A 15,083-nucleotide genomic window follows, 5' to 3' on the forward strand; every position below is an offset into this window, starting at 1 on the left:
CCCTAGGCCGGAATTTTGTCTTGTTGATTTTCCGGCGCGGCGGCGATAAACGCCGGTAGCCGGGTACAGGCATCGTAAACCGCCTGGCAGCGCGGATAATGGCTCAGATCGCACCCCATTCGCTGCGCGTTAGCCCACTGCGGCACCAGGCAACAGTCGGCGAGCGTTGGCCTATCGCCGACGCAGTAAGCGCCGGATTTCGCCTGCCGCAGCAGTTGCTCCAGCGCGCTGAACCCCTGCTGGATCCAGTGGGCATACCAGCGTTTTTTGTCCGCTTCGCTGACCTTCAACTCGTCGCTAAGGTAGCGTAAAACCCGCATGTTATTAATCGGATGAATATCGCAGGCGATGGCGTAGACCATCTCCAGCACCCGCATCCGCGCCGGATCCTCCTGCGGCAACAGCGGCATTTGTGGGTAGTGGCGGTCAAGCCAGTCAACTATCGCCAGCGACTGGCCCAGCGATTCACCGTCATCGGTGATAAGCGTCGGCACCAGCCCCACCGGATTGAGCCGCCGGTAGTCCAGCGCATTCTGCGCCCCGATGCGGATATTCACCCCCACGCTCTGATAATCGATGCCCTTGAGGGCCAGCGCGATGCGCACCCGATATGAGGCAGAGCTATTAAAAAAACTGTACAGCTTCATTGTTCACCTCACACCACGCGAACGGCGATAGGCGTCAGTCCGTCTACGTTGCCGGTAATCACATCGCCCTTCACCACCGCGCCGACGCCCTCCGGCGTGCCGGTGAAAATCAGATCGCCGGGCTGCAGTTCAAAAAAGCCCGAGAGATAGCTGATGGTTTCATTTACTGACCAGATGAGGTGGCGTATATCGCTACGCTGATGATCTTCACCGTTCACCTGCAGCCAGATCCCGGCCTGATTCACCTCGCGCGCCTCGGCGGCTTTATGCAGCGGCGCGACAGGAGCGGAAAGATCGAATGCTTTACCTATTTCCCACGGGCGCCCCATTTGGCGCATCTCCATCTGGCGGTCGCGGCGGGTCATATCGAGTCCGGTAGCATAGCCCCAGATATATTCCTGCGCCTGCTCAAGCGGGATGTCGCGTCCCGCTTTGCCGATGGCGACCACCAGCTCAATCTCGTAGTGATAGTTGTCGGTCTGCGCCGGATACGGCAGATCCAGCGTTTCGCCAGCTGCGACCGGCACAACCGCATCCGCCGGTTTGCAAAAGAAGAACGGCGGTTCGCGATCCGGGTCGAAGCCCATTTCACGGGCGTGGGCGGCATAGTTACGGCCAACGCAGTAAACGCGGCGTACCGGGAATTGCTCATCGCTGCCAACAACGGGGATGCTAATCGGCGCCTGGGGGTCAAAAACGTATTGAGTCATCATTGTTTTCCTTCTTATTAATAACGCGCTTCGCGGAACAGGCCTAAGGCCTCCTGTACCGGACGGTCCGAGAAGCTAAATAACACGCACTCTTCGCAGGCGTTGAACGATACGCCGTGCCAGGTTGGCGCCACGAAAATGTCTTTCGCCTGGAATGCAAAGGTTTGTTCGCCAATCGTCACCTGGCCGCTACCTTCCACTACGTGGTAGATGGTGCTGTCGGTGGTTTTCGCCACCCGCGACCGGAACCCTTTCGGCAACAGTTGCAGGAAAGCGCCCATCGAGGGCATCGGATAGCCGCCGGTGACCGGGTTGACGTAGCGCATCTTGTAGCCGTCCCATTCGTCGGCCTCGCCAAGATGGGTCAGGTCATGCAGCGCCTCGCGGCTACGGTCGTAGCGGTAGTTAAAAATCGGCGAGGAATTTCCCACCTGATGGCGCAGCGGCAGCATGTTGGCAGCGTAGCGCGGCAGGTAATCGCCCTCTTTACGCGTCACTGGCTGTTGTTCCTGCGGATAATCTTCAGCAAAGCCGCAGCCAAGATAGTTGACCAGCGGTAAATCGAGACCATCGAGCCAGACCACCGGTTCATCGCCAGGATTGCCGTGATCGTGCCAGCGCCACTGCGGAGTCAGAATAAAATCGCCGGGGCGCATTGGCGTGCGCTCGCCGTCGACGGCGGTAAACGCGCCGTGGCCTTCCACGATAAAGCGCAGCGCCGACTGGTTGTGACGGTGGCTCGGCGCCACCTCGCCCGGCATGATGAGCTGCAGGCCGGCATACAGCGACGCGGTAATGGACGACTGGCCGCGCAGCTGCGGGTTCTCCAGCACCAGTACCCGACGCACCGCCTCTTTAGCGCCGATTAACTGCCCGCTTTCCAGCAGCAGCGGGCGAATTTCCTGATAGTTCCAGTACGCCGGGGCGCAGTTGGCATTCGGCGTTTGCGGCACCAGGTGGTGCAGCGATTCCCACAGCGGCGTCAGATTCTGCCCGGCAATATGCTGGTAGAACTGCTGGCGTTCGCGGTTCGATTGCGGAGTAGATGGCGTCATTATTGTTCTCCTCATTTATTCGCGATACCGGCAGAGGGCAGCGCGTCGGGTACAGATCCAGGACGGCGAACCGCCAGCATCAGCATGATGAGCATCACCGCGCCGATCGCCGCCGGTACCGCTATAACGTAAAACAGCGTGTCGAAAGAGAGATTCATCGCCATCATCATGCCGCCGGAGAGCGAACCCACGATGGCGCCGCAGCGGCCTACGGCATTGGACCAGCTGACCCCGGTCGCGCGGCTCTGAGTAGGGTAAAGCGTGGCGGTCAGCGCATTCAGGCCTACCTGCGAACCACTCACGCCAATGCCGGTGCCGAAAATCGCCAGCGCCATCAGCCACAAACCGTTTTCGCTTAAACCGATCATCACGATGCACAACGCCCCCAGGCAGTAACTCAGCGCCAGCACAAGGAAGGGATTGAAACGGTCCATCAGGATGCCGAGCAACAGTGCGCCAAGCGTGCCGCCCACCTGAAACGCGGCGGTCACCCACGAAGCGTGCTGCAAATCGATACCACGATGGTTAAGCAGCGTCGGCATCCAGCTGGAGAGCAAATAGATAATCAGCAGGCTCATAAAGAACACCACCCAGAGCATCAAGGTGATCGTCAACTGGCGGCCGACAAACAGCTGGCTAATGCTGCCTTTCGGCCCGGCTGCCGGTTCATCCAGCCAGAAATGGGTCTCGGGATAGCGCTCACCGGTGATAGCGCTGACGGTTTTGGCGATAGTCGTCTGCGGCAGCCCGCGACGAACCTGCCAGCGCGGCGACTCCGGCAGCGCCCACAGCAGCGCGACGGCCAGCAGCAGCGGCAGGATCCCGCCTAAGGCCAGAATGCCGTGCCAGCCGATATGCGCCACCAGTTGGGCGCTCACCACGCCGCCCAGCGCCGAACCCAGCGTGAAGCCGCAGAACATCAGGGTAACTAACGCGCCGCGGCGGCGGGCGGGCAGATATTCCGAGGTCATGGTGATAGTGTTGGGCATCGCCCCGCCCAATCCCAGACCGGTGAGGAAACGCAGGATAACCAGCATCTCAAGATTCGTCGAGAATGCGGAGAGCAGGCTAAATAAGCCAAACAGCGCGACGCAGAACTCAATCACCCGTTTACGACCGAAGCGGTCGGAAAGCGGGCCGCAGAGCAGCGCCCCGGCGGTCAATCCCAATAGTCCGGCGCCAAACAGCGGCGCGAGGTCGCTGGCGCTCAATTGCCAGTGAACACGGATATCGGGGGCGATAAAACCAATGGCAGCGGTGTCGAAACCATCAAGCATGACCACCAGAAAACAGCAGATAATCACACGCCACTGCAGGGCGCCAACCGGCGCTGCGTTAAGTAACGTCTGTAGTTCACGTCGTTGAGCCATAATGATGCCTCAGTGCAGGTCAGGGTAGATGTTGTATTTATTTCTTTTATGTTGCGATTTTGTAACCATGGCGATGAAATGTACAATGGCTTTTCGGGCATAGACATAACCTGGAGGTTATCGGCTGATGGCGAACTGGACGCAAAAGTTGAAACTGCAGCATTTAAAAATGCTGGTAGCGCTGGGTGAGCAAGGCAATCTCACTCAGGTCGCGAAAATGATGAATATTACCCAGCCCGCACTCTCTAAGTGGCTGACGCAATTTGAAGAAGAAGTCGGCATGCCGCTCTTTGAGCGCCACAGTAAGGGCCTGCGCCCTTCGGAAGGCGGTAAACTGCTGCTCCAGCACGCCCAGCGGCTAATCAACGACATGTCGCGATCGCAGTATGAGATTGAGCGCTTTAAGCAAGGCGGGCTGGTCGGCAGCCTGATGGTAGGCTGCTCTCCCGTGGCGACAGACTGCGTGGCGCAGGCCATCCTCGCCCTGCTTAAAGAGATGCCGACCCTGCATCTGAATATCGAAGAAAAAGTGATGACCCCGCTGCTGCACGACCTGCTCTCCGGCGTGGTCGATGTGGTCGTCGGACGTGTTGGCGGCCGCGCGCTGGAACTGCCGCTCAACTATCGTGTGCTGTATACCGAACCGGTGTGCTTCGTCGCCCGTCCCGACCATCCGCTGGCTAGCATGCCGCGTTTGAGCTGGGCGGATCTCGCCGTCTGGCGCTGGATAGTCTGGCCTACCGGCACGCCCATCCGTCAGAGCATTGATAACGCGCTGGTCGATAACGGCGTCATGCTGCCGGAGAATACTATCGAGTCAGCCTCAATGAATGTCACCAGCAATTTGCTGCAAAGCAGCGATATGATCTCTATTCTTTCTTTGCGGCTGGCGCAGCATTACGCCGAACATCGGCAGCTGACGATTCTGAATTTGCCGCGTATTGAACAAAAAGGTAGCGTTGGGGTGTTCTGGCGCAAAAGCGAGGTACCGTCGCTGGCGCTCACTCGTTTTCTGCACTACCTCGCAGAATAAGGCCGCTGTTCCCATTTTCTATGCTGACGATGCGTAGAATTCATGATGTGATCGGTAGCACATTTCAGGGTTTAATTGTATGATGAATGGCAGTTCATCAAGGGTTATTACCATGAGTAAGTCGCTGAATATTATCTGGCAGTATGTGCGAGCTTTCGTCCTGATTTACGCCTGCTTGTATGCAGGCATTTTTATCGCCGGGCTGCTGCCCATCACCATCCCCGGCAGCATTATCGGCATGCTGATTTTGTTCGTGCTGCTGGCGCTGCAAATTATGCCGCCGCAGTGGGTCAATCCCGGCTGCAACATTCTGATTCGCTACATGGCGCTGCTGTTCGTGCCTATCGGCGTTGGCGTAATGCAGTACTGGGATTTACTGCGCGCGCAGCTGGGGCCGGTGGCGGTATCCTGCGCCGTCAGTACCTTATTAGTCTTTTTGGTGGTGAGCTGGAGCTCGCATCTGGTCCACGGTGAACGCAAAATCATCGGGCAAAAAGGAAGTAAAAAATGATCCATGAAATGTGGTGGTCGCTCCCGTTAACGCTGATTGTCTTTTTCCTTGCCCGCAAGCTGGCGGCGCGGTTTAAATTTCCGCTGCTCAACCCGCTGCTGGTCGCCATGGTGGTCATTATTCCTTTCCTGCTGGTCACCGGCATTTCTTATGAACGCTATTTTGCCGGCAGCAAAATCCTTAACGATCTGCTGCAGCCGGCGGTGGTTGCGCTGGCCTTTCCGCTGTATGAACAACTGCACCAGATCCGCGCGCGTTGGAAATCCATCATCACCATCTGCTTTATCGGTAGCTGCGTGGCGATGATCACCGGTACTACCGTCGCTCTGCTGATGGGCGCCACCCCGCAAATCGCCGCTTCCATCATGCCAAAATCCGTCACTACGCCGATTGCCATGGCGGTCAGCGGCAGTATTGGCGGTATTCCAGCGATTAGCGCCGTGTGCGTCATTTTCGTTGGCATCCTCGGCGCGGTGTTCGGCCATACGCTGCTTAACGCCATGCGTATTCATACTAAAGCATCCCGCGGCCTGTCGATGGGTACCGCCTCGCACGCCCTCGGCACCGCCCGTTGCGCCGAACTGGACTACCAGGAAGGGGCGTTTAGCTCGCTGGCGCTGGTACTGTGCGGAATTATTACCTCGCTGGTCGCGCCTTTTCTGTTCCCGGTGATCGTCGCTGTTGTCGGATAAATGTGATTTATATCACATTTATAAATGCAACAAGTTATCGTTGCATAAACAATGAGACCCATGTCACATATGGGTCCCGTGCGGGCCCGTACACTAGCTTCCCATTACATTGTTATGAGGCAACGCTATGCACTCTCGTTTTCAAGCTGCTTTGACCAATCTGGCGGCAGACCTGCAGGCGGCCATCGCCCCGATGCTCGCAGACCCGCACTTCCCGGCGCTGCTCGAAGCCGATCAGGTGGCGACGCTACAACAAGCAACAGGTTTGGATGAAGACGCGCTGGCCTTTGCGCTGCTGCCGCTTGCCGCCGCCTGCGCCCGCGCCGATCTTTCTCACTTTAACGTAGGCGCTATCGCCCGCGGCGTGAGCGGTCGCTGGTACTTCGGCGGCAACATGGAATTCCTCGGCGCTACCATGCAGCAGACCGTCCACGCGGAACAGAGCGCCATCAGCCACGCCTGGCTGCGCGGCGAAAAATCTCTACGCGCCATTACCGTCAACTACACGCCTTGCGGCCACTGTCGCCAGTTTATGAACGAACTGAACAGCGGCCTGGCGCTGCGCATTCATCTGCCGGGTCGCGAAGCGCATTCCCTGCAGCACTATCTGCCGGACGCCTTTGGCCCGAAAGATCTGGAAATCAAAACTCTGCTGATGGATGAGCAGGATCACGGCTTCGCCCTCAGCGGCGATGCCCTCACGCAGGCGGCTATTCAGGCGGCGAACCGCTGCCACGCGCCGTACAGCGACTCCCCTTCCGGCGTGGCGCTGGAGCTGAAAGACGGCACCATTTTCTGCGGCAGCTACGCGGAAAACGCGGCGTTCAATCCGACGCTACCGCCGCTGCAGGGCGCGCTGAACCTGCTGAGCCTTAACGGTTACGACTATCCGGATATCCAGCGCGCGCTGCTGGCCGAGAAAGCCGATGCATCGCTTATCCAGTGGGATGCGACCGTCGCGACCCTGAAAGCGCTGGGCTGTCAGAATATCGACCGCGTGCTGTTAGGTTAATCAGCCTGCTAGCCTGAGCAGATTGCCGGATGCGCCTTTGGCTTCTCCGGCCTGGATTCGGTAATCTGCCATATTGCTGAAAATCCCCGCAATTAAACGATGGTTTCTTGCGCTTACCCGGCGGGTAAAGTAGCCTGAAGCTTCCCTCGTCCACCATTGAGTCAAGTTCATGTTAAAGCGTGTGTTATACAGCCTGTTAGTCCTGCTCGGCCTGCTGCTGTTGACCGTGCTGGGTCTTGACCGCTGGATGAGCTGGAAAACCGCGCCCTATATTTACGATGAGCTGCAGGATCTCCCCTACCGCCAGGTTGGCGTGGTGTTGGGTACTGCCAAATATTATCGCACCGGCGTGATCAATCAGTATTATCGTTACCGGATCCAGGGCGCGCTCAACGCCTACAATAGCGGTAAGGTTAATTATCTGCTGTTAAGCGGTGACAACGCCCTGCAAAGCTATAACGAACCGATGACCATGCGCCGGGATCTGATCAAAGCCGGCGTCGATCCGGCGGATATCGTGCTGGACTACGCCGGTTTCCGCACCCTCGATTCGATCGTGCGCACCCGCAAAGTGTTCGATACCAATGATTTTATTATTATCACCCAGCGCTTCCACTGCGAGCGTGCATTGTTTATCGCCCTGCATATGGGGATTCAGGCGCAGTGCTATGCGGTGCCTTCGCCGAAGGATATGTGGACCGTGCGTCTGCGCGAGTTTGGCGCCCGGTTTGGCGCGCTGGCGGATCTCTATATCTTCAAACGCGAACCCCGTTTCCTCGGGCCGCTGATCCCCATCCCGGCGCAGCAGCATGAAGTTCCGGAGGATGCGCAATCCTACCCGGCGGTCACGCCCGAGCAGTTACTGGAGCTACAGAAAGAAAAATAGCCGCCGTCGTTTGGTCGATTTGAGGTATAAAAAAACCCGCGCCAGGCGCGGGTTTTTGATGCGTTCAATCTTATTTCTTGCGCGCGTATTTCAGTGAATCCAGCGCCACGGCGAAGATGATAATCGCCCCTTTAATAATGTACTGCCAGTACGGATTGACGCCGATGTAGGTCAGACCATAGTTGATGACGGTAAAGATAATAACCCCGGTCACCACGCCGAAAACCGTACCCACGCCGCCGCTGAAGGAAACGCCCCCCACCACGCAGGCGGCAATCGCATCCAGTTCGTACATAAAGCCGAGGTTGTTGGTCGCCGAACCGATACGTCCGGCTTCCAGCAGCCCGCCGAAGGCGTAAAACACCCCGGACAGGGCATAAATCATCAGCAGGTTCAGCGCCACGTTAACGCCGGAGACACGCGCCGCTTCCGGGTTACCGCCGATAGCGAAGATGTTTTTACCGAAACGGGTTTTATTCCACAGGATCCACACGAAGAAGATAGCGATCAGCGCGTAGAAAGTAATGTACGACAGGCGGAATGAACCTAAAGCGACAAAGCCCTGGGCAAACTGCGAGAAGTGGCTGTCGAAACCGGAAATAGGCGACGCGCCGACAAAGTCGTAGTACAGGGAGTTGATACCGTAAACGATGATCATCGTACCCAGGGTAGTGATAAACGGCGTCACGTTGAGATAGGCAATGACGATACCGTTAATCAAGCCAATCACCGCGCCAATCGCGCAGACCAGCAGGATAACCAACGGGATCGGCATGGTCGCCATCTCCGGGAACACCTTGTTGGCGTTATCCACCGCCTGCAGCATGGTAGCCGCTACCACCGCCGCCAGACCAACCTGACGTCCAGCGGAAAGGTCGGTCCCCTGGGTGACAATCAGCCCGGCGACGCCGAGCGCGATGATAATACGTACCGAGGATTGCGTCAGGATGTTACTTAAGTTCAGCAAACTTAAGAAGGTCGGGTCCTGGAAAATAATAATGGCCAGCAAGACCAAAAGGACAACGTAAATCCCACCCTCTTTCAGGTAAGTGAGGAAACTCTTTTTATTTAACGCACTCATGGAAAGCCCCTGATCTCAAAGGTGCAATGATGCAAGACGCAGAATTTCATTTTGCGTCGTGGTTTTGGTCTCAACAATTCCGGCAACCAGCCCGTTGCTCATAACCAGAATACGGTCGGTAATTCCCAGCAGCTCCGGCATTTCAGAAGAGATAATAATGATGCCTTTATCTTTTTTGGCCAGTTCGGCAATCAGCTGGTAAATTTCAAATTTCGCGCCGACGTCAATTCCACGGGTCGGTTCATCAAGCATTAATATTTCCGGCTGGGTTAATAACCAACGGCCGATAATAACCTTCTGCTGATTCCCGCCGGAAAGCGAACCGATTTGCGTTTGATGGCCCGGGGTTTTAACCCGCATGGAATCGATAACCCATTGGGTGTCGCTTTTCATCCGCGAATTATCCAGCAGACCGACCTTGTTTTTATACTTCTTGATATTTGATATCAGCGAGTTAAAACCAATATCGAGGTAAGCATAAATTCCCGTCGAGCGACGCTCTTCGGTCACCAGCGCAAAGCCGTGGTTTATCGCCTCGTTAGCGCTATGGTTATTAATTTTTTTGCCATGCAGGGTAATTGTGCCGCTGGCCTTTTCGCGGATGCCAAACAGCGTTTCAACGATATCGGTACGTTTAGCGCCCACCAGTCCGGCAATACCGAGGATTTCACCTTTATGCAGATCGAATGAGACATCGCGAATTGACGGCTGGCGCAGCGAGGTCAGGTTACGAACTTCAAGGATTACTTCGCCCGGTTTGTTTTGTTTATCCGGAAAACGCTGGTTCAGCGAACGGCCAACCATCATCGCGATGATCTTATCCATATCCAGCCCCTCCAGCGGCTGGGTGGCGATCCACTGACCATCGCGCAGGATAGTAATCTCATCGCAGAGCTGAAATATCTCCTCCATTTTATGGGAGATATAAACAATACCGCAGCCACGCTCTTTCAGCTTGCGGATTATTTTAAACAGGTGATTGACCTCTTTCTCGGTCAGCGATGAGGTAGGCTCATCCATAATGACGATTTTGGCGTCATAAGAGAATGCCTTCGCTATTTCAATCATCTGCATCTGAGATACCGATAAAGTTCCCACGCGAGCGCGCGGATCAATATCAATATCGAGCTCATCAAATATCGCTTTGGTATCGCGATACATTTTATCCTGATCGACAAACATGCCTTTGGTGGGGTAACGTCCCAGCCACATGTTGTCCATGACCGAACGTTGAAGTACCAGGTTTAATTCCTGGTGCACCATAGAAATACCGTTTTCCAACGCTTCTTTCGCCGAATGGAAATCGATCTCTTTTCCCTGAAAAAGAATACTGCCGGAATCTTTTTGATAGATCCCAAATAAGCATTTTAATAATGTCGATTTACCCGCGCCATTCTCCCCCATTAATGCATGGATAGAGTGCGGACGAACCTTCAGGTTGACATTATCAAGAGCTTTAACGCCGGGGAAGGATTTGTTGATGTCGCTCATTTCCAACAAATATTCGCCCGACTGTACGCTATTATTGCTGACCATAGTTATACCTGGCTGCGTTCGTGACGATCCGCGACGATAAGTTATATCGCAGCAAAATCGGCTTCGGTATCAGGAATAATCGGGCGCGCTGAACGCGCCCGCAATGCATGTAAAACTTATTTACCGATAAACTGGCTGAGGTTGTCTTTATCGACGCCTACGTACGGTACGCGGACAATCTTATTCTCAATTTTCCAGTTGGTGCCAGCAGCAGGCTCTTTGCCGTCAGCCAGGTTCTTCGCCAGATCGAAAGTCGCTTTCGCCTGGTTATTGGCATCGTTCAGCACGGTACCGGCCATCGCGCCGGATTTCACCAGCGCCAGCGCTTCAGGCAGGGCATCGACGCCGAACACCGGAATGCTGCTCTTGTTATGCGCTTTCAGCGCTTCTACCGCGCCCATCGCCATCGCATCGTTGTTAGCGATGACCACTTCGATTTTGTTAGCGTTCGGGCCGGAGAGCCAGGCGTCCATTTTATCTTTCGCTTGCGCGGTATCCCACATGGCGGTATCTAACGCCAGTTGCTGAGTTTTAAGCCCTTTTTCATTCAGCTCTTTGATGACGTAGGAAGTACGCGCTTCGGCGTCCGGGTGGCCCGGCTCGCCTTTCAACAGGACAAACTGAATCTGACCATCTTTGTTCAGATCCCAGTTTGGGTTCGCTTTCCAGTGTTTGGCGATAAGATCGCCCTGGATAATCCCGGATTCTTTGGAGTCGGTACCTACATAGTAGGCTTTATCGTAGCTATCCAGCGCCTTGCGCGATGGCTCTTTGTTAAAGAACACCACCGGCACATTTTGCCCGCGCGCTTTGTCGATAACCGTACCCGCCGCCGCCGGGTCAACCAGGTTGATGGCCAGCGCCTTCACCCCCTTCGCCAGCAGCACGTCGATCTGATCGTTCTGTTTGGACTGATCGTTCTGCGAGTCATTCATCAGCAGTTTCACATCCGGCGCAGATTTGCCGTCTTTTTCGATAGCTTTACGCACGACGGACATGAAGTTGTCGTCATACTTGTAGATCGTAACGCCGATACGGGTATCCGCGGCATGCGCTGCGGCGCCGAAAAGCATGCCAGCCATGACGGCGGACAGAGCTAAGACCTTCTTATTCATGGAATCTCCGGTTTTATTATTTTGCATCGTTTTTTTTGGCGTGAAGATAGCTGGCGGGAGTTGTTACATTAGGGTTACCGCACAACGATATTCACAACGTTAATTCTGTCTTCCGTGTAGGGTAACGCTCCAGAAAAACGGCTTCATCAAGTGCCTAACCTATTGTTTAAGATGATGTTTAAACGCATCATCAGCACAGCCTGGTTCGGACTGGTCAACGCTGCCATCATAAACAGCGGAATGTTAATATACTGTGAATTTACTCACAGATTGAAAGCGGTTACATCGATTGATAGATTCAGTTAGTGATCGGCCCCACACTTTGCTTCTGCGTCACCGAATGGCGCCGCACCAGCGTGGGCATAAAACAGTGGCTGGCCTCACTATCGAGTTTTCCTGCCGCCCCTTGTAGCGCCAGTTCGGTAGCCAGTTTAGCCATCGACATAATGGGATAGCGCACCGTGGTCAGCTGCGGGTCGGTGTAACGGGAAATGGGAATGTCATCAAAACCAATCAGCGAGAGATGCTGCGGCACGGCAATGCCGTTATCCTTGAGGGTGGTGAGCGCGCCGGCAGCCATACTGTCGTTATAGGCAAACACCGCCGTCAGGCCTAAATTACGCCCCAGCAGTTCAACCATCGCCGCTTCGCCGCCCTGCATATCCGGTGAACCTGAGCCCACCCAGCTATCCGGCGCGATAATGCCCTGCTCCTGCAGCGCTTTACTCCACCCTTCACGGCGCAGTTCATCATCCTCAATGCCGTGATTGGAAGAGAGATAGCCAACCCGCTGATGGCCGTGATTGAGCAGCATTCGCGTAGCCATTAGCGCGCCGCTGACGTTATCGAGACCCACGCAGCGGTGCGCGAAACCCGGCACAATGCGGTTTATCAGCACCATGCCCGGAATATGCTGCATAAAGTCGCCAAGTTCGGCATCGCTTAACGCTTTCGAATGCACGATAAGCGCCGAACAGCGCTGGCGAATCAGCACCTCAATGGCGTTACGCTCTTTTTCAGCTTCATGGTAGCTGTTGCCGATTAGCACATATTTCTGATGCTGCTGCGCGACGGTATCCACCGCTTTCACCAGCGCGCCGAAAAAGGCGTCTGACACATCCATCACCACCACGCCAATGGTATCGCTAACCTGGGTCGCCAGCGCCTGGGCATTGGCATTCGGCCGATAGCCCAGTTGCGCGACCGCCTTCATCACTGCCTCCCGGGTATCCGGGCTCACCAGCGCGCTGTTGTTCAGCACCCGCGAAACCGTTGCTACCGAAACCCCCGCCTGACGGGCGACATCACGAATGGTGATCATACATACCCGCCTTTATCGCATTGCAATACGTCACACCCACCTCCTGTGTTCAGCAAGGTGGCTATTCTGGCAGCGACGCGCGCCGCGCTACGTGAGTGAGGTCACACTGCTGGAAACGGTTACATCCATTTTGTTAATGATTGTGATCGAGATCGTTATACAGATGTATCTCTGGATGATGTCCCTGAGGCTCTCAGGGTTAACTGTCGCCATAGCCACTCAACGGGCCCCTGGCGGAAATGACGCAGCCAAAACTGCGAGAAGAGGAGATTAACGGCCCACACCGCCGGCACAAAGGCCAACAGCTGAAAACGGTCAAATTTCATAAACAGGCCGAGATGATAGAACAGCGTGGTGCAGATCAGGGTTTGCACTAAATAGTTACTGAGCGCCATCCGCCCAACGCAGGCAATCGCCCCGACCAGACGAAAGCGGCATAATTGCGGCCAGAATCCCCACGCCAGCGCGGCATAGCCAATGGTTTGTAACGGCGCGCCAAGTTCACGCGGCGCCTGCAGCAGAAAACCACACCAGCGGTAGTCCCATTGCAAGTACCACTGCGCGGCGATGGCCGGCACATTTACCATCATTCCGGTAATAATCAGCACAGCCCCGACGCGGCGGTAGTGACTAAGGCTAAACTGCCCTTTCAACCAGCCGCAGCGCATCAGCGCCGCGCCCATTAGCATCATCCCCGCCAGCTGCCAGCCGTACTGCACGCCAAGCGCCACCAGGTTATCGGACAGCATATCCGCGCGATTGCTCACCGCCTCCATACCGCCTTTGAGCTTCCAGAACTGCTCATACTGCACATTCGCGGCATCGGGCACCCATGACCGACTGGCGCCGTTGCCGGAAATCAACCCCAGCAATACCAGCACCGCAATACCGATGAGATATAGCACTACGCCGGTATTAAATAGCGATTTAACGTGATGGGCATCGCGTACCATGCGCCAGGCAATTAGCCCCACCAACGCATAGGCCAGCAGAATATCTCCGTCCCAGAAAAAGAGACCGTGAATAAAACCAAGTAGGGCAAGCAGCGTTAGCCGCGACTGGATCCAGCGTTTACCGCGTACCAGCAGCATTTGCAATCCGGCGCCGAACAGCAGAGCAAATAGGGTGAGAAATTTTACCTGCGCAAACAGATCGAGGATTGCCCAGCTCCAGGCGTCGCTCAGCGAAATACTCCCGGCCCAGCCCGGATTCAGATAGGCCGCCTTCGGCAAGCCGAAGGCGGTGATATTCAGTAGCAGAATGCCGAGGATGGCGACACCGCGAACGAAGTCCAGCGTGACGTTTCTCTCCATGCACCCTGCTCCGAATTAATTGTGGTGACGTACGGCGCGCAGGAACTCCTGGCGGGTATTCTGGCTGGATTTAAACAGACCGCCAAGCGAAGTGGTGGTCGTGGCGCTGGTCGCATCGCGGATGCCGCGCGCTTTCACGCAGTAATGCACCGCATCAATGGATACCGCGACGTTACTGGTACCGAGCAGAGTCTGCAGCGCGGTAAGGATCTGCTGCGTCAGGCGCTCCTGCACCTGTGGACGCTGGGCAAAGAACTGCACGATGCGGTTAATTTTCGACAGGCCGATTACCGAATCTTTCGGGATATAAGCAACGGTCGCTTTGCCGTCAATCGTCACAAAGTGATGTTCACAGGTACTGGTCAGCGTGATATCGCGAACCGTCACCATCTCGTCAACTTTCATTTTGTTTTCAATAACGGTGATTTTCGGGAATCTGGCGTAATCCAGACCGGAGAAAATCTCATCAACGTACATTTTTGCGATGCGATGCGGAGTCTCCATCAGGCTGTCGTCACTGAGATCAAGATTCAGCAGCTGCATAATCTCAGTCATGTGCCCGGCGATCAGACGCTTGCGCGTTTCATTATCAATTTCTTGTACTGGCGGACGCAGCGGCGTCTCCAGCCCACGAGCGACCAGCGCTTCATGAACGAGTATGGCTTCTTTACTCAATGATGACATTTAGGTTCTCCTGCAGGTGTGGCGCTCTTTGCTCTTCTGAGGGCAAAGTTTGCACTCATTGTGCGTGAGGTGGCGCACATAATCCAGTAGCCGTCACGATAATTATTGAAATTGGCG

General features: G+C 55.5%; 15 protein-coding genes. 5 read left to right on the forward strand and 10 right to left on the reverse strand.

Annotated elements, in window-relative coordinates:
* Positions 1-2: 2 nt before the first annotated feature.
* Genes maiA through mhbT form a run of 4 tightly spaced genes read right to left on the reverse strand, consistent with a single transcriptional unit; the run spans position 3 to position 3,782 of the window.
* Positions 3-647: a maleylacetoacetate isomerase gene (gene maiA / locus PGR10_RS08255; RefSeq protein WP_430923332.1), complete on the reverse strand. Its 645-nt coding sequence runs from the start codon at positions 645-647 to the stop codon at positions 3-5.
* An 8-nt stretch (positions 648-655) separates the two neighbouring features.
* Complete coding sequence (locus tag PGR10_RS08260) at positions 656-1,357, reverse strand: fumarylacetoacetate hydrolase family protein (protein WP_430923421.1); 702 nt, start codon at positions 1,355-1,357, stop codon at positions 656-658.
* 17 nt (positions 1,358-1,374) lie between these two features.
* Entirely contained in the window at positions 1,375-2,412 is a 1,038-nt protein-coding gene (gene gtdA / locus PGR10_RS08265; protein WP_213794384.1) for a gentisate 1,2-dioxygenase, read from the reverse strand.
* A gap of 11 nt (positions 2,413-2,423) precedes the next feature.
* Positions 2,424-3,782, reverse strand: coding sequence for a 3-hydroxybenzoate transporter MhbT (gene mhbT / locus PGR10_RS08270; protein ID WP_430923333.1), 1,359 nt, complete (start codon positions 3,780-3,782; stop codon positions 2,424-2,426).
* A gap of 127 nt (positions 3,783-3,909) precedes the next feature.
* Between mhbT and PGR10_RS08275 the strand changes: the two genes are divergently transcribed.
* From PGR10_RS08275 to sanA, 5 genes are all read left to right on the forward strand, one after another.
* Positions 3,910-4,815 (forward strand): LysR substrate-binding domain-containing protein, encoded by a 906-nt coding sequence (locus tag PGR10_RS08275; RefSeq protein ID WP_087860164.1) that lies wholly within the window; start codon positions 3,910-3,912, stop codon positions 4,813-4,815.
* 112 nt (positions 4,816-4,927) lie between these two features.
* A complete protein-coding gene (locus PGR10_RS08280; protein ID WP_020078292.1) occupies positions 4,928-5,326 on the forward strand; it encodes a CidA/LrgA family protein in 399 nt (132 codons plus the stop codon).
* The gene (locus PGR10_RS08285) at positions 5,323-6,018 is read left to right on the forward strand and encodes a CidB/LrgB family autolysis modulator (RefSeq protein WP_015365717.1); all 696 of its coding nucleotides are present in this window, start codon (positions 5,323-5,325) and stop codon (positions 6,016-6,018) included. The genes PGR10_RS08280 and PGR10_RS08285 overlap by 4 nt, the downstream gene beginning before the upstream one ends.
* Before the next feature lie 127 nt (positions 6,019-6,145).
* Entirely contained in the window at positions 6,146-7,030 is an 885-nt protein-coding gene (gene cdd / locus PGR10_RS08290) for a cytidine deaminase (protein WP_430923334.1), read from the forward strand.
* Between the two features lie 169 nt (positions 7,031-7,199).
* Positions 7,200-7,916, forward strand: coding sequence for an outer membrane permeability protein SanA (sanA, locus tag PGR10_RS08295; RefSeq protein ID WP_015365714.1), 717 nt, complete (start codon positions 7,200-7,202; stop codon positions 7,914-7,916).
* A 70-nt stretch (positions 7,917-7,986) separates the two neighbouring features.
* Here sanA and mglC read toward each other — a convergent pair whose 3' ends face one another.
* From mglC to folE, 6 genes are all read right to left on the reverse strand, one after another.
* Complete coding sequence (gene mglC / locus PGR10_RS08300) at positions 7,987-8,997, reverse strand: galactose/methyl galactoside ABC transporter permease MglC (RefSeq protein ID WP_015365713.1); 1,011 nt, start codon at positions 8,995-8,997, stop codon at positions 7,987-7,989.
* A 15-nt stretch (positions 8,998-9,012) separates the two neighbouring features.
* Entirely contained in the window at positions 9,013-10,533 is a 1,521-nt protein-coding gene (gene mglA / locus PGR10_RS08305) for a galactose/methyl galactoside ABC transporter ATP-binding protein MglA (protein ID WP_015365712.1), read from the reverse strand.
* Between the two features lie 116 nt (positions 10,534-10,649).
* Complete coding sequence (gene mglB / locus PGR10_RS08310; RefSeq protein WP_045391288.1) at positions 10,650-11,648, reverse strand: galactose/glucose ABC transporter substrate-binding protein MglB; 999 nt, start codon at positions 11,646-11,648, stop codon at positions 10,650-10,652.
* A gap of 298 nt (positions 11,649-11,946) precedes the next feature.
* The gene (gene galS / locus PGR10_RS08315; protein ID WP_430923335.1) at positions 11,947-12,969 is read right to left on the reverse strand and encodes an HTH-type transcriptional regulator GalS; all 1,023 of its coding nucleotides are present in this window, start codon (positions 12,967-12,969) and stop codon (positions 11,947-11,949) included.
* Between the two features lie 155 nt (positions 12,970-13,124).
* A complete protein-coding gene (yeiB, locus tag PGR10_RS08320; protein ID WP_430923336.1) occupies positions 13,125-14,282 on the reverse strand; it encodes a DUF418 domain-containing protein YeiB in 1,158 nt (385 codons plus the stop codon).
* Between the two features lie 15 nt (positions 14,283-14,297).
* On the reverse strand, positions 14,298-14,966 hold the full coding sequence (folE, locus tag PGR10_RS08325; RefSeq protein ID WP_015365708.1) for a GTP cyclohydrolase I FolE: 669 nt from the start codon (positions 14,964-14,966) through the stop codon (positions 14,298-14,300).
* Positions 14,967-15,083 lie beyond the last annotated feature (117 nt).

This window comes from Klebsiella sp. 141198 (assembly GCF_050600785.1).
GTDB classification, from domain to species: domain Bacteria; phylum Pseudomonadota; class Gammaproteobacteria; order Enterobacterales; family Enterobacteriaceae; genus Klebsiella; species Klebsiella aerogenes.